Origin of the sequence: Pseudoxanthomonas sp. Root65 (assembly GCF_001427635.1) — a bacterium.
GTDB lineage: Bacteria > Pseudomonadota > Gammaproteobacteria > Xanthomonadales > Xanthomonadaceae > Pseudoxanthomonas_A.
The window spans coordinates 843,246-866,224 of the sequence record NZ_LMHA01000001.1; the positions used below are offsets into that span (position 1 = coordinate 843,246).

Genomic DNA, 22,979 nt, shown 5'->3' on the forward strand with positions numbered 1-22,979 from the left:
CACCCCAGGGCCTTCACCAATGAACCGGAATGCGACGCCGACGTCCGACCGCCGGCACCTGCCGTATCGCTTGCTCAATCTCCATCGCGAAGAAGTCGCGCCGGTCCTGATTGCCGCGCTGTTCTTCTTCTGCTTGCTGACCGCCTTGATGCTGCTGCGGCCAGCGCGCGACGCGCTCGGCATGGAACGTGGCATCGAAAGCATCCGCTGGTTGTTCATCGGCACCGCGCTGGCGACGCTGGCGGTGAACCCGGTGTTCGGCTGGCTGGTCGCGCGCCTGCGGAGGTTGCAGTTCATCGGCGCGACCTACGGGTTCTTCGTCGCGAGTCTGGCGGGTTTCTGGGCCTTGCTGGTGTTCGCGCCGGGCGCGGTCGGCGAGCGCAGCGGCCAGGTGTTCTACGTGTGGTTCAGCGTGTTCAACCTGTTCGTGACCATGGTGTTCTGGGCACTGTTGGCGGACCGCTTCACCAGCGACCAGGGCAAGCGCTTCTTCGCACTGATCTCGGTCGGCGGCACGCTGGGCGCGATCTTCGGACCGTGGCTGACGTCGCGCCTGGCGGTGCCGTTGGGGACGCCGAGCCTGTTGCTGGTCGCTGGCGGCTTCCTGCTCGTGGCGCTGGGCACCGCCTGGCTGCTGCTGCGGGTGGTACCCGACAAGGCGGCCGGCGCTGCCTCGACATCCGCAACGTGCGCGGCAGTGGAGCCGGCGCGCATCGGCGGCAGTGCCTGGGCCGGTCTCGTCGCCGTGTTCCGCTCGCGCTACCTGACCGCCATCGCCGGCTATGTGGTGCTGATGACGGTGATGGCGACCTTCATCTACTTCACCCGCCTGCAGATGGTCGCCGCCGTCACCGACGACATGGATGCGCGCGCGGCGATCCTGGGCAGCATCGACATGTGGACGCAGGTCGCGGTGCTGGTGCTGCAGGTCACGCTGACCGGCAAACTCATCCAGCGCTTCGGTCTGGGCGTGGCGCTGGCGATCCTGCCCGTGGCCACTGCGCTCGGGTTCATCGGACTGGCGATCTACGGCTCATTCGTCGTGCTGGTGCTGCTGGAGGCGACCAATCGCGCCGTGCAGCGCGGGATCACCCGGCCGGCACGCGAGGCCTTGTTCACCGTGGTGAGCCGCGAAGACAAGTACAAGGCCAAGGCCTTCGTCGACACCTTCATGTACCGCACCGGCGATGTGGTCGGCGCACAGGCCGAAGGCGTACTCGGCCGGCTCGGGCTGGCACTGGGCGGACTGGCCAGCGTGGTGGTGCCGCTGGCCGTTGCCTGGGCCGCCCTCGGCCTGTGGCTGGGACGCGCGCAGGCGCGCCATGCCGTCGCTGCGGAACACGAGTTCTCCTCCACGCCCGGACACCACCGTGCGCCGTCGTCTTCCGGAAAAGAGGCATGACGGCGACAGCGACACCACGCATCCCTGCACACGGCGCCGTGCCTGAGCTGGCGCTTTCCATACCGACGCACGACCCACTCTCCCACGAGGACATGCCCATGATCGACACACGAAACACCCCATCCCTCTCCGCACCGTCCGCCTGGCGCGGGCGCTTCGCCGCCCTCGGCCTGCTGCTCGGCGGCGTGGCCGCGCTGGATGCCGCGGCGCAGACACCGCCGCCGACCTGGAGCACGGCCGACATGCCCTCGCAGAAGGGACGCATCTTCGTGGTCACCGGCGGCACCAGCGGCATGGGTTTCGAGGATGCGAAGGCGCTGGCCTCCGCGGGCGCACGCGTGGTCATCGCCGCGCGCAACGCACAGCGCGGCCAGGAAGCGATCGACAAAATCCGCCAGGACGTACCCGCGGCACAGGTGGAGTTCCAGGCTGTCGACCTGTCCAGCCTGTCCTCGGTCCGTGAGCTGGGCGAGCGCCTGGGCGATTCGCTGCCGCACCTGGATGGCCTGATCAACAACGCGGCGATCATGGCGCCGCCGGAGCGCGGCATGTCGGTGGACGGGCTGGAGATGCAGTTCGCCACCAACTACGCCGGCCACTTCCTGCTCACCGCCGAGCTGCTGCCGCTGCTGCGCAAGAGCGAGGCGCCGCGCGTGGTGACCCTGTCGAGCATCGCGGTCCATCGCGGCACCCTCAATCTGGACGACCTGCAGTCGACCGGCGCGTACGAGCCCATGGGCACGTATGCGCAGTCGAAGCTGGCCTGCCTCTCCTTCGCGCTGGAACTGCAGCGTCGCAGCGATGCCGGTGGCTGGGGCATCCAGAGCATGGCCGCCCACCCCGGCGTCGCGGTGACCGAACTGGTCGCACGCGGTCCCGGCCTGGACAGTCCGCAGGGACGCCAGTGGGCCAGCAATCGCGCGAATCTGCAGACCGCAGCCCAAGGCGCCGTTCCCACGCTGTACGCGGCCACAGCACCCACCGCACAGGGTGGCGTCTACTACGGACCGACCGGGCCGAACGAGATCGCTGGACCGCTGGGCCTGGCCGCCATTCCCGCCATCGCCCGCGATGCCACCGTCGCTGCACGTCTGTGGGACCTCAGTGAGCAGATCACCGGTGCGCGTTTTCCGTCGCCACCTGCCCGCTGAGCGCGCTTGCTCCCCACCTTCTCATCCACTAGCAGAGCCTCCGCTCGCAGCGGGCACCGCACGGGACCCTGTCCCGTGTCGGACCGCGTGCGCGGATGCGGGTCGCCAGCGCCTTCATCGCGGCGCCGATCTGGCGCTTCATCCACGACACGTGGGTCGACGCCTGGCGAGCGACCTGATGTCGATATCGCTCTACGCGCGCAACACGCGCTCTCCCTTCCCCACATCAACGAGGCACGCGTCATGGCAGGCTGGACAACATCCGATATTCCGTCGCAGATCGGTCGAACCGCGGTGGTCACCGGAACCGGAGGTATCGGTTTCCACATCTCCGCGGCATTGGCACGGGCCGGTGCCAACGTCATCGTGGCGGGACGCAATGCCGCGAAAGGCGCGGCGGCGGTCGAGCAGATCCGCCAGTCCGCGCCCCGCGCGCATGTGCGGTTCGGCTCGCTCGACCTGGCCAGCCTGGAGTCCATCGAAGCGTTCGCCGAGACACTGCGTCGCTCGCACGGCAGCCTGGACCTGCTGGTGAACAACGCGGCGGTGATGGCGCCGCCGCAGCGCAAGGAAACCGCCGACGGCTTCGAGCTGCAATTGGGCACCAACCATCTGGGGCATTTCGCGCTCACCTCCCGGTTGCTGCCGCTGTTGCGCCAGGGACGCGGCGCGCGCGTGGTGTCGCTGTCCAGCGTTGCGGCACGCAATGGCACGATCAACTTCGAGGACCTGCAGTCCAAGCGCTACTACACGCCGATGGTCGCCTATGGCCAATCGAAGCTGGCCTGCCTCATGTTCGCCTTCGAGTTGCAGCGTCGCAGCGCGGAAGCGGGATGGGGCATCCAGAGCATCGCCGCGCACCCCGGCATCTCGCGCACCGACCTGCTCCCCAACGGCGCCGGCGCCAGCAGCCTCCCCGGCCTGGCACGGCGATACCTGTGGTTCCTGTTCCAGCCCGCCGAACAGGGTGCGCTGCCGCCGCTGTTCGCCGCGACGGCATCGACCGCGCAGGCGGGTGCGTACTACGGCCCCGACAGGCTGGGCGAAACGCGCGGCCATCCGGCACCGTCCAAAGTGCCGCCGCAGGCCGTGGACACGGCGGTCGCCGAACGCCTGTGGCAGGTCTCGGAGCGCTTGACCGGCGCGGTGTTCGGCACGGATGGAATACGCCGCCCGGCGCCTTGACGACGTCACGCGCGGTCCGTCGTGCCCGGTCGTCGCGCTTCCCGCGTGCTGCATCGACACCGTCGCCGCGCGGGTGAGATGGCTTCGCTGGAAAGCACCCTGACGCCGCCCGCGCGGCGAGCGCCGCGGCGATGGGTGGCGGGATGGACGAAGACGGTCTTCGATGTGCGTCGGGGAGACCTCGGTCCGCTGCTGACCGCCGCGTACGGATTCTTCTTCGTACTGACGGCCCTGATGCTGCTGCGCCCCGTGCGCGATGCCGTCGGCATGGCCGGCGGCCTGGACAGCGTGCGCGGATTGTTCATCACGACGGCGCTCGTCACGCTGGCGCTCAATCCTGTCTTCGGCCTGCTGGTGGCCCGCGTCCGCCGACCGCACGCCATCGCCATGACGTACGGCTTCTTCGGACTGACGCTGCTGGTCCTGTGGGCGCTGATGACGTTCGGTTCCGCAGCCGTGGGACTGCGCAGTGGCCAGGTGTTCTATGTCTGGTTCAGCGTACTCAACGTGTTCGGCACCATGGTGTTCTGGGCGCTGGTCTCCGACCGCTTCACTCGCGAACAGGGCACGCGCCTGTTCGCACTCGTCGGCGTGGGCGGTACCGTGGGTGCGATCTTCGGCGCCTGGCTGACGTCTCGGCTTGCGCAATCGCTCGGCGCATCCAACCTGTTGCCGCTCTCGGTGGTGTTGCTGGTGCTGGGCATCCTGTCCGCATGGTGGTTGATCCGTCTCACGCCGGGCGGCAGCGAGGTGCGCGACGAGACGGAAGAACAGCCCGCCGATGATGCGGCACCGATGGGAGGCGGCGCATGGGACGGCGCGCAGGCGGTCGTCCGGTCGCCCTATCTGGCTGGCATCGCCGGCTACGTGTTGCTGATGGCGGTGATGACCACCCTGGTCTACCTCACCCGACTGCAGCTGGTCGCCGGGGTGGATGCAGGACAGGATGCGATGGCGGCACTGCTGGCGAACATCGACATGTGGACCCAGCTGGTCTTCCTCTTGCTGCAGCTCGCGATGGCCACCCGCCTCGGCCACCGCGTCGGCCCGGGGCATGCGCTGGTGGCGCTGCCCGCGGCCACCGCGCTCGGCTTCGCGGGGCTGGCGGCACACGGCGGCATCGCGATCCTGTACGTGCTCGACGCCGCCAACCGGGCGGTGCAGCGCGGCGTCGCGCGCCCGGCCCGGGAACTGCTTTTCACGCACGTCCGGCAAGGGCACAAGTACAAGGCCAGAGCCTTCATCGATACCTTCGTCTATCGGCTGGGCGATGTGCTGGGCGCGCAGATCGAAGCGATGAGCGGGCGAGCGGGCACGGGGCCAGGAAGCCTGCTGGGCGTGGCCCTCCCCCTCACGGCCGCGTGGGCGCTGCTGGCCGTCTGGCTGGGGCGACGCTATCGCAAAGGCCAGCACGAACCCGCCGCAGGCAGCACAACCTGAGTGCGTGGCAGCTTGCCTGCGCCGCGCAACGGTTCACATGGACTTAGTGTCGGCCGGGGCATCGTTCGTGCTTCGGCACACAGGCCCACCCTTTCCGTGGACGGGACGCTTGCATGCACGTCCCTCTGCACCACGCGCCCCGGTTCGGCCCGGGCGCCTTGAGCCGCTACCGGAAGGACCGCCCAGATGAAACCCAAACCCGCCGCGACCGCGGCTTCCGCCCAACAGGCCAGTGGAGGTAGCGACGGCAGCGGTGTCCGTACCGACTGCATCATCATTGGCGGAGGTCCCGCAGGTCTGACGGCCGCGACCTACCTGCGCCGATTCCACCGGCGCGTGCAACTCTTCGATGATGGTCGCAGCAGGGCCCGCTGGATACCCGAAACGCACAACTGCCCCGGCTTCCCGCAAGGCGTGTCGGGTGAAAGCCTCCTCCGGAAACTGAGGGAGCAGGCCTCGACCTATGGCGTTGTTCCACTGCGACGTCGCGTTGTCGGCCTTTCGACCGGTCCCGATGGCTGGGAAGTACGGGATGAAAGTCAGACCTGGCATGCCGGGAGCGTCATACTGGCTACGGGTGTTCGGGATCTACTCCCTGAACTGGAGCACGGCTCCATCGACGACGCGATCGCGCGCGGACTGATCCGGTTGTGCGCGATCTGTGACGGATACGAGGCGACAGACAAGAACATCGGGGTGGTGGGGCCGTTGCTGCACAGCATCCGCCACGCCTGCTTTCTGCGCTCGTTCTCGCCCCATGTCAGCGTGGTTCCCGTGGCCGAGGCCGCGCCGGTCCCCGCGGATCTGCGGGAGGCCGCGGTGCTCCGTGCGAACGAACTGCGTATCGAGGTGTTGCCGGAACTGGCCCAGCTCACCTGCGGGCGCGATACCTGCGAAGCACGCGATGTGGCGGGCGGCATTCACCGATTCGATACCCTCTATGCCGCCATGGGTGCACCGGCGCGCAGCGACCTGGCGGCCATCGCCGGCGCGACGACGGACAAGGACGGCGCCATCGTCACGGATGACGATCTGCAGACGTCGCGCCCGGGCCTCTACGCCATTGGCGATGTGGCCACGGATCTCAACCAGATATCGGTGGCGTTCGGCCACGCCGCCATTGCGGCCACGGCGATCCACCGGCGCTTGGACGCGATCCTGCGTTGAGGCCAAGGCGTGTCAGGACAGGAAGCACGCTGGAATGAATGAACGGCGTGCCGGAACGGCCAGGGCTGCGCCCGCCTCGCTCGGAGAGAGACGCAGGCGATTGTCAGAGTCAGAAAAGCGCCTGGCAGCGCGTGCAGAAGAATGACCGGCGTTTGAGTACGCCCAGGTATTCCTTGATGATGCGCTGGCCGCACTGCGGGCACGTGGACCTGGTATGGACCTGCCAGTGCTTCCTCAAGACGAACTGCCTCTTCCATTCGAGAAACTCGAAACTGTACTCGCGCGCCTGCGCGATCATCTGGCCCAGCTTGCGCGGGGGAAGCGCGCCCACTTCAGTGGCGGGATGGACGCCGATGCGGAAGAGCACCTCGTTCTTGATGATGTTGCCGACCCCCGCAAAGACATCCTGGTCCAGCAGGGCATCGCAGACCAGTACCGAAGGCTTTGATTTCAACCTCGTCCTGGCGATACGGGGACTCCATGCCGGGCTCATCACGTCGATGCGCCAGTCATAGGTATCGTCCAGCGATCCCTCGATGTACTTCAGCGATGACGCGTAGAAGTTCAGTACGCCATTGTCGAACGCCAGCGACATGCGGGGATTGGCGGGCTTTTCTTCATCGATCAGATAGGACCCGAACATCAGCATGTGCACGCGCATGCTGAAGCCACGGAACTCGATGAGGAAGTGTTTTCCCCAGCTGCGCAGCGCAACAACGCGCTTGCCTTCCATGCGGCCCAGGTCGAGCTTGCTGTTGCCCGACGCCTTGCGGACGGTCTTGCCGCTGAAGTGGGCCGCCGCTTCCTTCAGGATGACGATGGAAGGACCTTCAGGCACGGGCACGTCCCGTCGCAGGGCGCGATGACGTTTCCCGCAGCAGATCCTGCAGGCGAGCCGCATTGGTGGTCGCGTGACCGTGGGCGGTATTGTCGAAGATGACCCACGGACGGGCAGGCGACTTGCCTGAAACGACCGCGGCCGCCAGTTGCTGCAGGCTGTCTTCTGTGTACGCGCTGTAGTACATCCGCGGCGAACCGTGCCAGCGCCAGTACGGCCAGGGCGATCGCGCATCGGGGCGGCCTGCGTCTTCGACCAGGGCCGGGTCCGCGCCGACGCGGCCGACGCCGTACCGCTGCAGCACCGCCTCCGCGGCGCCCGAGAACCAGCTGGTGTGGCGGGGTTCGCAGACAAGTGGCGCGTCCGAGCGACGGCGGAACAGGCGGAAGAACGTCGAGGCGACACGGGCGTCGAGCACATGGCTGGGAGGAAGCTGCAGCAGGAACCCGCCCAGTTTGCTGCCAAGCGCCTCCGCCTCACCCAGGAAGCGGTCGAGCACCGGACCGCACTGGCGAAGCGCCCGTTCGTGGGAAATCATCTTGGGGAGCTTGACGGAGAAACGGAAATCCCTCGGCACCGAGGAGGCCCATTTCGCATAGGTGGCCGGCTTGTGCGGTCGATAGAACGACGAGTTCACTTCCACTACCGGGAAACGCGTGGCGTATCGCGCCAGCATCGATTCGCCTTCGCCGAACAGCGCCAGGCTATGGCGTGGAATGGACCAGCCCGCACAGCCGACTTTGATTGCCTGCATTGCGCTGGGTCCTTGCACCGGGGTGTCGTAGGGAATGCCGCCGGTGATTGATGCCTTCAACTGGAGGGTCGGCACCGTGCACGCACGATGCCGACACCAACCCCGTTTGCCAGGTTCGGCCTAGTTCGCCGCACTTTCCAGCTGCTTGGCCTGTGCCAGATGGTTGGCCACATGCTCACGCGTTGCAGCCAGGTGTGTCGTAACCTCGGCGCGGCCGGCGGCCGGTATCAACTTGCTGTCCAGCGCCGCGAGGGCCTCCGTATGGTCCTTCACCATGGCAGCGACATAGGCCTTGGAATAGGCATCGCCGCTCTTCTCGTCCAGCATCGCCAGCGCCTGCTCACCCTTCTTGCGCTGCGCATCGGCATCGGGCGCGGCGCTCTCGGGACTGAGCGCGGACGTCTTGTCGCGGTTTTCGGTGTGCTGGTCGATCATCATCTGCGCATACGCGGCGACCGGGCCCTTGACGCCTTTGGAGAGGGCCTGCTTGCCCGCGGCGATTTCATGTTCGTTGATCGCATTCAACACGCCAAGGGCGTTGCGCTCGGCCATGGATGCCTGGACATCGGGTTGGTCGGTGGACGCCATGGTGTCGGTTGATTCGTCGGTGGGGTCGGCGTTCGTTACGGGCACGGCGTCCGACGTTTCCGCCATCACGTCGTTAGTGTCGTCGTTTTCGCGACAGGCGGACAGGGACACGACGCCGATCGAGACGGCGGCGAGGACGAACAGGTGGCGAACTTTCATGATGCAACTCCGGTTTCTGGAAGGGGGGCCGAACCGGATTGCCTTCAGGATGAGAACCTGTCCGTGTATTGGCTTGATACTAGGGAACGCCTACACCCGTGAACGCAATGTGCAGTATTGCGAGGCGTTTACTTTGGCGTGAAGGGCTTGCGAAACGCGTTCGTCATTCCTCGCGCGATGTCTTCTTCATCATCCATTGACCCACGAGTGCGGTCAGCAGAATGCAGCTGTTGGTTACGATGAACACCCAATTGTCCAGCAGCACGGAGTAGACGACGAACAGGGCAGACGCCGTGGCCTGGCCGATGAAGAGCCACGTGGACACGCCTTCCTGCTGCCTGTCCTTGACCTGCTTGATGATCTGGCGGACCAGCGTGAGCAGCAGGATCGCAGATGCGGTCCATCCGATGATGTCGGCCATGGCGTTGCTCCAGAGGAGTGCAAGGCGGCAGGTGAAGCGCCATGGCCGGTGTCCCGGTCATGGCGCACCGCCCCTTGGCGTCGTTGCTCACAGGAGGGGCGGATCCGTCTCCCTGGCAAAGTGCTTGTGTTGGGCCATGGCCGTCAGGAACGCATCGATGGATCCTGTATCCGCGGTGTCCCGGATGATCAGGCCGGTGTCGGCCGGATCATTCAGCACGCCGGTGGATTCCACGAAGGCTGCGGCGTCGCCCACTGCGAGAATCGTCTTGCAATGGCGGAACTGGTCCTTGATGAATTCGCAGGCACGGCCGTCCAGGCCCCACGTTTTCGCCGCCTGTTGGCCATCCGGAACCGCCACCGCATCGAACAGCACGGAAGGTTCGTTCTCGAAAGAGGCATCCGCGTCTATGGCGCTGCCGTCCGCTGCGGTGAACTGACCCACACGGTGACCGACCAGGCGACCGGTCGCCCCTTGCGCCAGCAGGGCGGACTGCAGTGCTGCCACAGTGTCGGCGTTGACGCCGTCGCCGACGAAGATGGCGACCTTCCGGGTATCGATGCCAGGCACGCCCGGTCGCGCGAACATGGACAGCGGCGCGGACACGCTGACTTCCGCCGTCGGCGGCTTGGCCAGCGCACGCGGCATGGCGTCGGGCAACGCCATCCCGAGTCCCGCCGCCACCTGGGACGCGAGGTCATCGGAAACGTTGCGCAGCATCGACACGACCCGAGTGCGGATGGCCGGAACGGTCAACTTGGAAAGCTCGAACCGGTAGGCGGCGACCACATGCGCCTGCTCGACCGGCGCGAGACTGTTGAAGAACAACGCAGCCTGGTTGAAGTGCTCGGCGAACTTCTCCGGCTTGCCGCGCACCTCGTCGGCATCGATGGGTTCAGGGAACGACACGAAGCCCGCGCCGCCCGCCTGGAACGGGCAGCCGCCGCCCAGCGAGTTGGGTTCATAGGCCACCTTGCCGCGGTGGATGGCCTGGCGGTGCATGCCGTCGCGCTGGTTGTTGTGTACGGGCGCGACGGGCGCATTGATGGCGATCTCATGGAAATTCGGGCCACCCAGGCGGGAGATCTGCGTATCCACGTAGGAGTGGATGCGGCCGGCGAGCAGCGGGTCGTTGGTGAAGTCGATGCCCGGCACGACGTGCGCCGTGCAGAACGCCACCTGTTCGGTCTCGGCGAAGAAGTTGTCCGGATTGCGGTCGAGCACCATGCGTCCGATCGGCTCGATGGCCACCAGTTCTTCGGGAATCAGCTTGGTCGAATCGAGCACATCGAAGGAGAACGCATCGGCGTCCTCTTCCGAGAAGACCTGCACACCCAGTTCCCATTCCGGATAGGCACCCGATTCGATCGCCTCCCACAGGTCGCGCCGGTGGTAATCCGGATCGCAGCCGGAGATCTTGACCGCCTCGTCCCACAACAGGGCATGCGTGCCCAGCACGGGCGTCCAATGGAACTTGACGAACTTCGACAGGCCTTCCGCATTGACGAACCGGAAGGTATGCACGCCGAAGCCCTGCATCATCCGGTAGCTGCGCGGGATCGCGCGGTCCGACATCAACCACATCAGCATGTGGGTGGATTCCGGCATCAGCGACACGAAATCCCAGAAGGTGTCATGGGCCGACGCCGCCTGCGGCATGCCGTGATGCGGCTCGGGCTTGACCGCATGGACGAGGTCCGGGAACTTCATGGCGTCCTGGATGAAGAACACCGGCATGTTGTTGCCGACCAGATCCCAGTTGCCCTCGTCGGTATAGAACTTCACCGCGAAGCCACGGACATCGCGCGCGGTGTCCTTGCTGCCGCGTTCACCGGCGACGGTGGAGAAGCGCACGAAGACCGGGGTTCTCTTGCCCGCCTGCTGGAACGGTGCCGCGCGCGTCAGCGCGGACTGGTCGCCGTAGCTCTCGAAGTAGCCATGCGCGCCGGATCCCCGTGCATGAACGATGCGCTCCGGGATCCGCTCATGATCGAAGTGCGTGATCTTCTCGCGCAGGATGAAGTCCTTGAGCAGCGCTGGCCCGCGCAGCCCGGCTTTCAGCGAGCTCTGGTTGTCGGCGACCGGCACGCCCTGGTTCGTCGTCATGCGCTGGCCGGAACTGTCCACCCGCACGCGGTCCAGCGGCGCGACCGTCGGGTTCGCACCTTCCGGCGCGCGGCTTCCGGTCTTTTCCGAGGTGTTCGTCTCGGACAGCGTACTGCCGCCGACGAGATCGGAAGGCGGAATGATCTGCGTGCCCTCGGGAGGATCCGTCGCCAGCTCACGGCCGTACTCGGCGGCCTTGTTCTCGTTGAAGGGCAGTGCGGCAACCGTGGCATCCGTGTCGGCGGCGCGCTCGGTGAGCAGATCGCCGGTAGCGCGCGGCGGCGGCGAGGAAGCCGCGCTGTCAGAGTTGCGGGCCGCGGACTTGCCGGCCACGGATTTCTTCCCGTTGGCGGCGGGCTTGCGGGAAGTAGGCATGGGTGTACTCCGAAGAAGCGCGTCGATGACGCAGTGCGGGCACTGTGTTCCCTGTTTCGTGACAGCGCCGTGCATGTGACGATCGCGCGAAGACTGCGCACCTTTTTTGTCGATCGTCCGACGGACGGCGATGTCGTCTGTGCATGCGCGTGCAGCACCGTCACTGCCCCCTAACCTGACGGGCGCATGATGCGGCTCCCCCTGAGGAACCACCGGCAATGACACGCGACATCCTGAAAACCCTGAAGAACGAACACGATGATCTGCGCAAACTGTTCGCCGAGATGGAGAAAACCAGCGACCGGGCAAAGAAATCGCGCGCGGACATCCTGATGTCCATCGAGAAGGGATTGATTCCGCACGCCAAGTGGGAGGAGCTGGTCTTCTATCCGGCCTTCATGGAGCGCGCAGACCGCGAAGGACTGAAGACGCACGCCGAAGCAGTGCAGGAACACAGAGCGGTCGAACTGACGGTGCTGCCGGATCTGAAGACCAAGCAGGTCGATTCCGCCGATTTCGCCGGCTCGGCGAAAGTGCTCGGCGAATTCGTCGATCATCACGCCAAGGAAGAAGAGACGACGATGTTCAAGATGGTGAGGAAGCTGTTCTCCAAGGACGAGCTTGCGAGCATGGATGAGGATTACGAAACGTGGAAGGATTCCGCCGAGGCGGCCGAAGCGTTCAGGAATGCATCCCGTCAACCGAGCCCTGTTCCCGTCGCATGATGTCCGCCATGCCGTCGTGATGCGGCATTACGACGGCCGTGGCCGCCATTGGGGGTACCTGCCTGTTCATCGGCGTCATCCGGACCTCTCGGTTTACCTCGTACCGGCCCGTCGCATCACACCGTGTTGATTGCCGCAGGCACATGGTGGTCTTCCATAAGCGAGGCCGAATCCATGAAAGCACTGACGTATCAGGGCACGCGCGACGTGCGGGTAGAGACGGTCGAAGACCCTCGGCTGATCGCCGCCGACGACATCATCCTGCGGGTGACCGCCACCGCCATCTGCGGTTCCGATCTGCACATCTATCGCGGAAAGATCCCGGGCATGCAGGATGGCGACATCCTCGGCCATGAGTTCATGGGCATCGTGGAAGACGCCGGGCCGGCGGTGACCCGGGTGCGGAAAGGCGATCGCGTCGTCATTCCCTTCGTGATCGCCTGCGGGCAGTGCTTCCACTGTCTCCTCAACGAGTTCGCCGCGTGCGAGACCACCAATACCGGCAAGGGTGCCGCGTTGAATGCCAAGCAGATGAAGCCGCCGGCCGCGCTGTTCGGGTACAGCCATCTTTACGGCGGCGTGCCGGGCGGACAGGCGGAGTTCGTGCGTGTGCCGAAGGCGAACGTCGGCCCCCTGGTGGTGCCGGATGCGCTTTCCGACGAACAGGTCCTGTTCCTCTCCGACATCCTGCCGACCGGCTACCAGGCCGTGTTGAACGCAGGTGTCGGCGCGGGTTCCACCTTGGCGATCTTCGGCGCTGGCCCGGTGGGCTATATGTCGGCCGCGTGCGCCCGGATGCTGGGCGTCGAAACGATCTTCATGGTGGATCACAATGCGTACCGGCTTGAGTTCGCGCGCGATGCCTACGGTGTGATTCCGATCAATTTCGACGAACAGGAAGATCCGGCCGAATACATCATCGAGGCGACGGCGGGACGCGGCGTGGACGCCAGCATCGAAGCGGTCGGGTTCGAGGCAAAGGGAAGCACCACCGAAACGATACTGACCACGTTGAAGCTGGAAGGCTCAAGCGGCAAGGCCTTGCGCCAATGCATCGCGGCGACCCGACGCGGCGGGACGGTCAGTGTCCCCGGTGTGTATGCCGGCTTCATCCACGGGTTCCTGTTCGGCGATGCCTTCGACAAGGGCCTCACCTTCAAGATGGGCCAGACCCACGTGCAGGCGCTGCTTCCGGAACTGCTGGAACACATCGGCAATGGCGACCTGGCGCCCGAGGTGATCATCTCCCACCGCATGAATCTGATGGATGCGGCAAAAGGGTACGAGATCTTCAACGGTCGGGAGGATCAATGCAGAAAGGTGGTGCTGACACCGGACTGACGTGTGGAGCAACGGGCGATGAACCTTCACGGCGAACAACGACCAGTCCTTGCCCGTGCCGGCGAAGGCGATGCAATGGACAACGCAGCGATAAGCCACCTCCACACGCTGTACGGGTGTGGCTGCCAGACTGCACAAGTACTGCCTCTGGCTGAAACGCCCGCCCGGCTGCCATCGAATGCCGCGATCCGCGGCAAGCCATGCGGCCCGCAAGCAGGGTCAGGGGCATGAGCGGCGGCCCGCGGGCAGGCAGTCGCGCGCCGGCAAGCTTCGTCCGCGTTCGGGGCGCGCGCGAACACAACCTCAAGAACGTCGATGTCGATGTGCCGCGTGATGCCATGGTCGTCTTCTCCGGCATTTCGGGGTCCGGCAAGTCGTCGCTTGCGTTCGGCACGCTCTACGCGGAAGCGCAACGTCGCTATCTGGAATCGGTGTCGCCGTACGCACGCCGCCTGATCGACCAGGTCGGCGTACCGGATGTGGACAGCATCGAGGGACTCCCACCCGCCGTAGCGCTGCAACAGCAGCGCGGAACCCCCAGTGTGCGCTCGACGGTCGGCAGCGTCACGACGCTTTCGAGTTCACTGAGGATGCTGTACTCACGCGCGGGCACCTATCCGGCTAACCAGCCGATGCTGTATGCGGAAGACTTCTCGCCCAATACCCCACAGGGTGCCTGTCCGCATTGCCATGGCCTCGGCCACGTCTACGATGTCACCGAGACGTCGATGGTGCCCGACCCCTCGCTGAGCATCCGCGAACGGGCCATCGCGTCATGGCCTCCCGCCTGGCATGGCCAGAACCTGCGTGACATCCTGGTCAGCCTGGGCTACGACGTCGACACGCCGTGGCGGGCACTTTCCCGAAAGGACCGGAACTGGATCCTGTTTACCGACGAGCAGCCCATCGTTCCGGTGTATCCCGGCTTCACGCCTGCGGAGACGCGCACCGCGTTGCGTCGCAAGACAGAACCCGGCTACATGGGCACCTTCATCGGTGCCCGGAAATATGTACTGCATACGTTTGCCACCACCCAGAGCGCGCAGATGAAGAAGCGCGTGGCGCGCTTCATGAGCGGTGCTCCCTGCCCCGTGTGCGAGGGACGGCGGCTCAAACCCGAGGCCTTGTCGGTGACGTTCGCCGGCCTCGACATCGGCACGCTTTCCCAATTGTCCCTGGACCGGATGGCCGAGACGTTGGCACCGGCGGCGCAGGGGAAGTTCGCCGGACCCTCCCGCGCAGGCATGCGAAGCAAGGCGGTCAGCCGCAGTGACAGCCTCCGGCGCGTCGCCAAGGGTGGGCGTGCCCATGCCGGCAGCGCGGATGTGCGGCGAACCCCGGACCTGTCCGAGGAGAAGCGCATTGCGGCCGCACGCATTGCCCAGGATCTGGTCAGGCGGATCGCCGCATTGCAGGCACTTGGCTTGGGTTACCTGGCACTGGATCGCACCACGCCCACCTTGTCCGCGGGCGAACTTCAGCGACTGCGGCTGGGGACCCAGATCCGGTCGCAGTTGTTTGGCGTGGTGTACGTATTGGACGAACCCACCGCCGGCCTGCATCCGGCCGATGCCGATGCGCTGCATGAAGCACTGGATCAGCTGAAAGCGGCAGGCAACACGCTGTTCGTGGTCGAACACGATTTGGACATGCTGCGTCGCGCAGACTGGCTCGTCGACGTGGGACCCGGCGCGGGACAGCATGGCGGGCGCGTACTTTACAGCGGCCCGCCCGGCGGTTTGCGGCAGGTCACCGAGTCCCAGACCCGACGCTACCTGTTCCCCACCCGCGCAGTGACGCCGCGCATTCGCCGTGAAGCCTCGGGATGGTTGCGGCTGGCCGGTATCCACCGCAACAACCTGCACGGCATCGAGGTACCGTTTCCGTTGCGGACACTGACGGCGGTTACCGGCATTTCGGGCTCCGGCAAATCGAGTCTGGTGAGCCAGGCGCTGGTCGAGCTGGTGAGCGAGCATCTCGGCCATGAACCTGTCGCCGAAGACCATGACATCGAACTGCGGCAGGCCCCGCCGTCTGCCCGCGCGTCCGGCCGGTTGGTGGCGGGCGCAGACGCGATCGATCGCCTCGTGAACGTGGATCAGAAACCCATTGGTCGTACGCCGCGATCCAACCTCGCCACGTATACGGGCCTGTTCGATCACGTGCGCAAGCTGTTTGCAGGCACGCCTGCCGCCAAGGCCAGAAAGTTCGGCGCCGGACGATTCTCCTTCAACGTGGCCCAGGGACGATGCGCGACGTGCGAAGGCGAGGGCTCCGTGCATGTCGAGCTGCTCTTCATGCCCAGCGTGTACGCGCCGTGCCCGACCTGTCATGGCAGTCGGTTCGATGAAAAGACGCTCCAGGTCCGTTGGCGCGGAAACGATATCGCGCAGATATTGGCGATGACCGTCGACGAAGCATCGGACCTGTTCCGTGATGAACCGGCCGTCTGGCGACCGCTGCACCTGCTGCAGGACATCGGGCTCGGCTATCTGCGCCTGGGTCAGCCCGCGACCGAACTCTCCGGTGGCGAGGCCCAGCGCATCAAGCTCGCCAGCGAGCTCCAGCGGGCGCACCGCGGCCATACGCTGTACGTGCTCGACGAGCCCACCACCGGCCTGCACCCTGCCGACGTCGCGAAACTGATGACGCAGCTGCACAGCCTGGTGGATGCGGGAAATACCGTCATCATGGTGGAACACGACATGCGGGTGGTCGCCGACTGCGACTGGGTGATCGATATCGGGCCCGGGGCGGGCGAACACGGGGGGAGGATCGTTGCCGAAGGCCCGCCGGAGAAGGTCGCGCGCTCGACGGGCCCCACCGCGCGCTACCTGGAAAACGCACTGCGGGCGCTAAAAGCACCGCGCCTTCACTCCCGGAAGCGCACGGTGTGACGACGCGACGCATCCGTTTCGCGATACCGGGAGCACGTGATGAACCAGATCCACAATCAGCGCGGCCAGACCGATCAGGGTGGCCAAGGCCAGCGCACCACAGGGAGCCGAGAGTTGGGCCCAGGCGAAGACGGCAAGTACCAGCGTGATGACGGTGGAAACGACCAGAGCAATCGCCGACAGGATGGTGATGGCCAGGACCTACCGAAGCAAAACCAGCGGGAAGGCGACGGTCAGCGACGCGGCGGCCAGGGCGGCGGTGACAGCGGCGAAGAATGAGCGTGTCCTTCAACGTCGAACAGCCGCCAACTGAACTCCGCCGGCCCTTGCGCAAAAGCGCCATGTTTTTCAGCTTAGGTGAAAGGCATACAGCCATTGTGTGTCCGAAGCGATCCGTGGCCAACCAGCACTCGAATACCAATCTCAATAGATTGATTCTCCTGAAGCCAGCGCATTTCAGATTGAGATGCGACTCACTTTTTGACTCACTTCTCTACCGGCTCGCTTTGCATCTCCTCGGACGCTTCAGTACGCCGTGCCATCTGCTTCCGGCCAGGAGCGGACATAGACCAACGCCCGAGTCAAAGCGATCGTCAAGCTGCGGCACTCAAAAGTTATCCGTCGGCCGGGTCGATTCCCCGAATCTCTTTCAGATATCGGTAGAGCAACGCACGGGAGATGCCTATCCTGCCGGCGACCACGGGTGCCGCGTTGCGGATATCCAGAATCCCCGCAGCATGCAATCGGGCGATCACTTCACGGCGTCCAGGAGCGCCCAATGCCCGGGCTGACATCCCTTGCTCGGTTTCATGGTTGCTGACGATCCGCTCCAGCACTTGTCGCCAGTTGTCGTGAAAGAAGCTTTCAGGCTCAGGGGACGGAGGTAGGAAGGCAAGAATCCCCAGGCTGTCGCGCACGCGCTCCAGCATGGTTACATCGAAATTGACGCAGAGCATTCCATGTGGATGCCCCTTCTCATTGCGTATCACCGCAGTTATGCAACGCATGTTGCGGCCATCCGTGTGCGTCTTGCGATAGGGGCCGATCACTTGATGCTCCAGCGCCTCATCCGGAAAGCGATCCCCGCTGGAGCTGTCGCCCACTTTGCGCTTGGAGATTGGATTGGCGATGTGAGCGATCTTCATCGTCACAAGATCATGGACGACCACTTCAACGTGGGGTCGGAACAAGGCTGCTATCGCATCGGCGACGGGGAAATACGGCACGAGGGCCGCGACACGACGGGGATGATTCGGCATTTCAGTATGTGGCGGTGCGCGGGAAGCGAGCAGCGTAGCCCGATCCTAGCGATCTTTTCAAATACTCTACTGTTTACAATTTGTCTATACGCGCCTATTGTACGTGCCCCAGACTCCGGGGCGACGACAGCGAGGCACGAAGTGGAAAGCCATAGAAGTTTTGGCGTCAGATCCCGCTGGCTGGTTTTGATCCTTGGCGCGGTGACTACGCTAGGCGTGGCCCCCGCCGCAGGCGGTCGCCCGCAGTGGGGTCCGCAGCAGCCCGAGATTCCAGCACCGCAGGACCGCAGATTCGACGGCGCGATACGCCTAGAGGTCGATGCCAGCGATTTGAATCGCAGGATATTCCGTGTCCGGGAAACCATTCCTGTGCAGACGCCAGGCAGGACAACCCTGCTGTACCCGGCGTGGGAAGCATCCAGCCACGCGCGTACGCTGTCAGCGGCAAGTTTGGCGGGGCCGGTGGTGTTCGCCGGCTCGCAGCGTCTGGAGTGGCGGAGGGATGAGCTCGAGATGCACGCCTTCCACCTCGATGTGCCAGAAGGTGTCGACGACATCACCGTCGAGTTCCAGTACGCAGTAAGACCGGGCGACGCCATCCTGGGACCGGACCTGGTCGCAGTGCAGTGGCAAAGGCTGCTGCTCTACCCCGCGGGCTGGTACGCGAGCAACATCCCCGTCCAGGCATCGGTCCGTCTCCCGAGTGGCCTGCATGCTGTTTCTTCGTTGCATGCCGAAGAGGCCTCCGACGGATCGGTGAGGTACGCGGTCACGACGTTAGACACGTTGTTGGACGCGCCGGCGATAGCGGCCAGACATGTCCGCTCTTACGACTTGGGCCTGGCCGGACAGCCCGCCTTCCGGCTGAGTCTCCTGTCGGACAGCGGGGAAACTCCAGAACTGTCGGATCGGGACGCGGCCGACATGCGCCGCATGATGCGGGAAACCCATGCGGTATTCGGACGAGCGCCGTACGAAAGGTTCGAGGCCTTGGTGATCCTGAGCGACGCGTTCCCTCCCGGGGGCATCGAGCACACCGATTCGGCTGAGATCTATCTCCCTGCGGATTACTTCCGGAACCGCTCCCGCCAACTCAACAACCTCGACCTGATCGTCCACGAACACGTGCATGCATGGAATGGCCGCTTTCGTGTGCCGGTAGGACAGTGGACGCCCACGCCGAACACTCCAATACGCAATGGCATGCTGTGGAGCTACGAAGGTCAGACCGAGTTCTGGGGGCGAGTGCTGGCGGCCAGAAGCGGCCTCCGCAGCCAGCAGGAGACGCTGGACAAACTCGCGTTGGATGCGGCCACTGTCCAGGCGATGAATGGCCGGGCATGGAAGCCCCTGCGCGACACCACCAACGACCCGCTTTACATGTCGAGTCGCGCCGCAGTGTGGCCGGAGTGGCAGCGCCGCAAGGACTACTACACAGAGGGAGTTCTGCTCTGGCTAGAGGTCGACATGATGCTTCGCGAAGGTTCCGGCGACCGATACGGCTTGGACGACTTGGCTGCCGCGTTCTACTCTGCTGAGCTTGGGCCAGGTCCGCACACTTACACCTTCGATGATCTGTGTGCCGCCCTGCACAGGCTGTTGCCCATCGACTGGTCAAAACATCTCGACGAACGGCTCGACACACACGTGCCGCTGGTACTTGGCGGCTTGGGTCGCGCCGGCTGGGAACTGGTCTATGACGAACAACCCACGGCCACTTTCCTGCAAAACGAGGCGGAGATGGGAGGTTACGATGTACGCCATTCCATTGGCATGGTGGTCGACGCGCACGGACGAGTGCAGTCGGTCACGTGGGAAGGCCCGGCATTCCGCGCGGGCATTGGTCCAGGGGCGGTAGTGGAGGCGATCAATGGCGAAGCGTTCTCTCGCGAAGCGCTACTGCGCGCGATTGCGAGAAGCGTTGATGAACCGGTGGCATTACGGATCAACCAAGGCGCGTATCGGTCCGACCTGGAGATCGACTATGACAGGGGAGCGCGCTATCCGCATTTGCGCAGAATGAGCGGCCGCCCTGACCGGCTAGCGCAACTCCTGAATTCACGATCGCCTTAGAAGCCGCTCTCACACTACTGCGGAGCAACTACGGGGCTGGCGGGCCGAGGCGCTCAAAACTTCAAGCGCTTCTCGCCGATTGGCTGATACTGGGCCGGCTTTACCGGAAAGTCGGCGGCGCGACGCGCACGCCTGATAACAATGCCAATCTCCTATTTCGGCGAAATCCGCTTCGGGTCGGAAGCGGCCTTGGGTGCTGCGCCATGACGTTCTTGGCATGCCGCTTGGCAAGCGAGACGATGAGTTGGATGGCGGATTTCGGCAACAAGCTGCTGCCCAAATACCGGGAGACTGACGGAGCTGCAGTGGATGTTCTCTACGAAGTTCGGTCAACTCGCTCGTTAGTATCTCGCAGTCAGCTCATATGTCTGCGAGGCACCCCAGCCTGTACGCCAGCTCATGTTGAAGCTCGACAAAGATGGGGTCGGGCTTGAGGCTGCATGACGACCATGCGACTCGATCTGCCGGTGAGATTGCATGATGATGTCTCGTTGCTCAAAGACTCTATGCGCTCGCGTCGTCCAGGAGCAGACAGCAGTGATAAGCATCTGCCATCCGGCGGCGAATGCACTTGGAAGCGCATCTACACTGCAGCGGGTAGCGCCACTTTGAACGTCGTGCCAACCCCCAGCTGGCTATGTGCGCTTATCGTACCGCCGACCCGTGTCACCAAGTCGCGGATGACGGACAGGCCAAGACCGGTACCCTCCCCCGCTGGCTTTGTTGTGAAAAAGGGCTCGAAGACGCGTGCGAGCACCTCTTCACCCATGCCTGAGCCGGTATCGGTGAACTCCAGCACGCTGCCACCGTCGTCACCCTGCGCGACGCCGATGGAGAAGACGCCGCCGTTGGGCATCGCATGATCGGCATTCGCCGCGATGTTGAGGACCATGAGCTCGAACCGGTCCCTGTCCATCCGGATCGGTGCCGCAGCATCGTCCAGGGCGAACCGCAGTTCAACCTCGGGCTTGAGCAGTTGGCGCAGCATGGACTGGATTTCCATCAGGGCACTGGCGGCATGGAAGGTCTCTTCCGCGTAGTCGTCCTGCCGCGCGAACGTCATCAGCTTGTGCGTGAGCAGCGTCGCCCGGCGCGCAGCCGCCTCGATGCCTTCGAACGACGCCCTGCCTTCCTCCACCTGGCCCGCCCTGAGGCCCTTGCGCGCATAACCGCTGATCACGGCCATGATGTTGCCGAAATCGTGCGCCACACCTCCCGCCAGTCGACCCACCGCCTCGACCTTGCGGGCGTGGATGAGTTGCTCCTGTGCGAGCTCGCGATCGTTGATCTCCTGCTGCAATCGCTGGTTCGTTGCCGCGAGCTGGTTGCCGCGCGCCGTGGCTTCGCCCAGGCTCTGGCGCAACGCGGCCGAACTGCGGTCGAGCACGATGGCGATCATCAGGAACATGGCGGCACTGAACGCGGCGTCGCCGTACAGCGCGGCGGCGTCGCCCTGGCGGGACACATCCACCGAGATGCCCAGGAAGAACGCGGCCACGATGCAGGCGAACATCAGCCAGAGCGCCGCCCTGCCCACCACGAGCCCCGCGATCGCCATCCAGATGACCAGCACGGGCTGCTCGAAGCGTTGGGCACCGAACCCGGTGGCCAGGTAGGCAGGCACCACGGAGGCGGCGAACACCACCAGCAGCAACCGCGAAGCCCACGCGAAACGTCCATGCCGGATCAGCACGAAGCTGATGGCCGCGGCGGCGCACACCGACAGGCTCAGCGCCATGCTGGTGAGTTCGCCCGGCCGCCACGGGATATCGACCGCAAAGGCGCGATACGCCCATGCCAGCGCAGGCAGCACCGCCAGCAGCGACGAGATCAGTTGCAGCATCGGCGCATTGCGCCTGTCGACCGGGTCGGCGATGGGTACATTGCGCCACCACGCGATGGGCGCGCGCCACAGGCGGGCCAGACGCGATGCCGGAGTACCGTGGCGCCCGCGGGCGACGAAGATGTCGCCCTCACTCATGAATCCGCTCGCTGGACGACCGGACGACGCGCAGGTTTCCCATCACTCCACTCCATCCATCCACGAAGACAGGTGGAGTATAGGCGTTACTGTGAGTCGACCTGGGCGGAATGAACGAGCAACCGCACTTCGACGCGGCGATTGGGGATCAGGCACTCGCGCAGGGCTGCCTGGGGCTTCACACCGTCGCACTGCTGGACCTGCTCCACGTCACCCTTGAAGGTGTACGTGATCATGGCCGGATCGATGCCGCGCTCCATGAGCAATGCCTGCACGGTCTGGGCACGCCGTTCGGAGAGCGCCTGGTTGTAGTCGAATCCGCGCCCCTGCAGACGGTCGGCGTGGCCCACCAGTTCCACGCCCGTCAGCGTCAATCCTTCCTTGGGCAGGCGGGCCAGTTCGCGATCGAGGCTCGATAGCGAGTAGACCCGGGTGTCGTCGCGACCGGAGCGATCGAACTCGAACAGCACGTTGACGGTCAGCGCGGTGCCGGCGGGCACTGCGGTGGGTGCGTCGGGAGTGGCGCCGCATTGGCGCGCCAAGGCTTCAGCGTCGCTGATCCAGTCCTCGGCGATCTGGATGTAGGGCTTGGCGTGGCGCCACTGCTGCTGGTTGAACTCGTTGCCCGCGTGCACCAGTTCCACTTCGCCACAGGCCACGGCCTGTTGCGCGCAGCTGAAGCCCGGCGTGCCATGGATGGCACGCAGGCGTTGCCACAGGTCCTCGCGCACGCGTGCGGCACCGTTCACCAGCGGGGTGTCGGTCGGCAGCGGTGACACGCCCTGTTCCATGCCGACGATAAGCTTCTCCGATTCGGTCAGCGCTTCCTGCGGGAAGTCGCTGCGGTCGTTGCGGCTGTATTCGTGGAAGGACACGTCCAGCCAGCACTGCGCCTTGGACAGGTGGTAGTCGCGCACCGGGCGTCCGGCATCGTTGAGCGCCTTGATGCGCCCCTGCGTGTGCTCGTAGCCGGACAGGTCGGCGTGGATGGCCTCGTCGGTGATCCGGTCGCGTTGCGGGGTGAGCACGGTCTGCTGCGCGCTGGCGCCCATGGCCAGGGTGGCGAGGACGGCGGCGGCGAGAAGGGCGGGCTTGGTGATGGTCATGTCGTGTTTCC

18 protein-coding genes are annotated in these 22,979 nt (G+C 65.1%); 10 read left to right on the forward strand and 8 right to left on the reverse strand.

Going from position 1 to position 22,979, the window contains the following annotated elements; all coding sequences use genetic code 11:
- Window positions 1–19: 19 nt before the first annotated feature.
- The 5 genes from ASD77_RS03750 (at window position 20) to ASD77_RS17645 (ending at window position 6,345) form a co-directional block, all read left to right on the forward strand.
- The gene (locus tag ASD77_RS03750; protein WP_055937497.1) at window positions 20–1,402 is read left to right on the forward strand and encodes an MFS transporter; all 1,383 of its coding nucleotides are present in this window, start codon (window positions 20–22) and stop codon (window positions 1,400–1,402) included.
- A 98-nt stretch (window positions 1,403–1,500) separates the two neighbouring features.
- Complete coding sequence (locus tag ASD77_RS03755; RefSeq protein WP_055937500.1) at window positions 1,501–2,553, forward strand: SDR family oxidoreductase; 1,053 nt, start codon at window positions 1,501–1,503, stop codon at window positions 2,551–2,553.
- A gap of 243 nt (window positions 2,554–2,796) precedes the next feature.
- Window positions 2,797–3,738: an SDR family oxidoreductase gene (locus ASD77_RS03760; RefSeq protein ID WP_055937504.1), complete on the forward strand. Its 942-nt coding sequence runs from the start codon at window positions 2,797–2,799 to the stop codon at window positions 3,736–3,738.
- Window positions 3,739–3,816: 78 nt separating this feature from the next.
- Complete coding sequence (locus ASD77_RS03765) at window positions 3,817–5,178, forward strand: MFS transporter (RefSeq protein ID WP_055937508.1); 1,362 nt, start codon at window positions 3,817–3,819, stop codon at window positions 5,176–5,178.
- A gap of 186 nt (window positions 5,179–5,364) precedes the next feature.
- On the forward strand, window positions 5,365–6,345 hold the full coding sequence (locus tag ASD77_RS17645; RefSeq protein WP_082563107.1) for an NAD(P)/FAD-dependent oxidoreductase: 981 nt from the start codon (window positions 5,365–5,367) through the stop codon (window positions 6,343–6,345).
- A gap of 109 nt (window positions 6,346–6,454) precedes the next feature.
- Here the strand turns inward: ASD77_RS17645 and ASD77_RS03775 are convergent, their stop codons facing one another.
- The 5 genes from ASD77_RS03775 to ASD77_RS03795 all read right to left on the reverse strand — a co-directional run bounded on the left by ASD77_RS03775 (window position 6,455) and on the right by ASD77_RS03795 (window position 11,895).
- Window positions 6,455–7,183 carry a DNA-formamidopyrimidine glycosylase family protein gene (locus ASD77_RS03775; RefSeq protein ID WP_055941014.1) on the reverse strand — a complete coding sequence of 243 codons (729 nt, stop codon included), beginning with the start codon at window positions 7,181–7,183 and terminating at the stop codon, window positions 6,455–6,457.
- A complete protein-coding gene (locus tag ASD77_RS03780) occupies window positions 7,176–7,937 on the reverse strand; it encodes a DUF72 domain-containing protein (protein ID WP_055937514.1) in 762 nt (253 codons plus the stop codon). Before ASD77_RS03780 ends, ASD77_RS03775 begins: the two co-directional genes overlap by 8 nt.
- A gap of 120 nt (window positions 7,938–8,057) precedes the next feature.
- The gene (locus ASD77_RS03785) at window positions 8,058–8,684 is read right to left on the reverse strand and encodes a DUF4142 domain-containing protein (RefSeq protein ID WP_055937516.1); all 627 of its coding nucleotides are present in this window, start codon (window positions 8,682–8,684) and stop codon (window positions 8,058–8,060) included.
- A gap of 163 nt (window positions 8,685–8,847) precedes the next feature.
- The gene (locus ASD77_RS03790; protein WP_055937519.1) at window positions 8,848–9,105 is read right to left on the reverse strand and encodes a PQ-loop domain-containing transporter; all 258 of its coding nucleotides are present in this window, start codon (window positions 9,103–9,105) and stop codon (window positions 8,848–8,850) included.
- Between the two features lie 87 nt (window positions 9,106–9,192).
- A complete protein-coding gene (locus ASD77_RS03795; protein ID WP_235578469.1) occupies window positions 9,193–11,895 on the reverse strand; it encodes a catalase in 2,703 nt (900 codons plus the stop codon).
- On the opposite strand from ASD77_RS03795, the gene ASD77_RS03800 reads away from it, so the two are divergent.
- The 4 genes from ASD77_RS03800 to ASD77_RS03815 all read left to right on the forward strand — a co-directional run bounded on the left by ASD77_RS03800 (window position 11,871) and on the right by ASD77_RS03815 (window position 16,828).
- Window positions 11,871–12,311 carry a hemerythrin domain-containing protein gene (locus ASD77_RS03800; RefSeq protein WP_235578470.1) on the forward strand — a complete coding sequence of 147 codons (441 nt, stop codon included), beginning with the start codon at window positions 11,871–11,873 and terminating at the stop codon, window positions 12,309–12,311. The genes ASD77_RS03795 and ASD77_RS03800 overlap by 25 nt on opposite strands.
- Before the next feature lie 174 nt (window positions 12,312–12,485).
- Window positions 12,486–13,652: a zinc-dependent alcohol dehydrogenase gene (locus ASD77_RS03805; RefSeq protein ID WP_055937528.1), complete on the forward strand. Its 1,167-nt coding sequence runs from the start codon at window positions 12,486–12,488 to the stop codon at window positions 13,650–13,652.
- A gap of 227 nt (window positions 13,653–13,879) precedes the next feature.
- Window positions 13,880–16,549 carry an excinuclease ABC subunit UvrA gene (locus tag ASD77_RS03810; protein WP_055937531.1) on the forward strand — a complete coding sequence of 890 codons (2,670 nt, stop codon included), beginning with the start codon at window positions 13,880–13,882 and terminating at the stop codon, window positions 16,547–16,549.
- A 39-nt stretch (window positions 16,550–16,588) separates the two neighbouring features.
- Window positions 16,589–16,828, forward strand: coding sequence for a hypothetical protein (locus tag ASD77_RS03815; protein WP_055937534.1), 240 nt, complete (start codon window positions 16,589–16,591; stop codon window positions 16,826–16,828).
- A 335-nt stretch (window positions 16,829–17,163) separates the two neighbouring features.
- On the opposite strand, the gene ASD77_RS03820 is transcribed toward ASD77_RS03815, so the two are convergent.
- Window positions 17,164–17,775: a PAS domain-containing protein gene (locus ASD77_RS03820; protein ID WP_055937537.1), complete on the reverse strand. Its 612-nt coding sequence runs from the start codon at window positions 17,773–17,775 to the stop codon at window positions 17,164–17,166.
- Here ASD77_RS03820 and ASD77_RS03825 point away from each other — a divergent pair.
- Complete coding sequence (locus tag ASD77_RS03825; protein WP_235578471.1) at window positions 17,680–19,881, forward strand: M61 family peptidase; 2,202 nt, start codon at window positions 17,680–17,682, stop codon at window positions 19,879–19,881. The two genes, ASD77_RS03820 and ASD77_RS03825, sit on opposite strands and share 96 nt — an antisense overlap.
- Window positions 19,882–20,464: 583 nt before the next feature.
- Here the strand turns inward: ASD77_RS03825 and ASD77_RS03830 are convergent.
- The gene (locus ASD77_RS03830; RefSeq protein ID WP_162247582.1) at window positions 20,465–21,724 is read right to left on the reverse strand and encodes an ATP-binding protein; all 1,260 of its coding nucleotides are present in this window, start codon (window positions 21,722–21,724) and stop codon (window positions 20,465–20,467) included.
- A 224-nt stretch (window positions 21,725–21,948) separates the two neighbouring features.
- Window positions 21,949–22,968 carry an OmpA family protein gene (locus tag ASD77_RS03835; RefSeq protein ID WP_055937547.1) on the reverse strand — a complete coding sequence of 340 codons (1,020 nt, stop codon included), beginning with the start codon at window positions 22,966–22,968 and terminating at the stop codon, window positions 21,949–21,951.
- Between the last annotated feature and the right edge of the window lie 11 nt (window positions 22,969–22,979).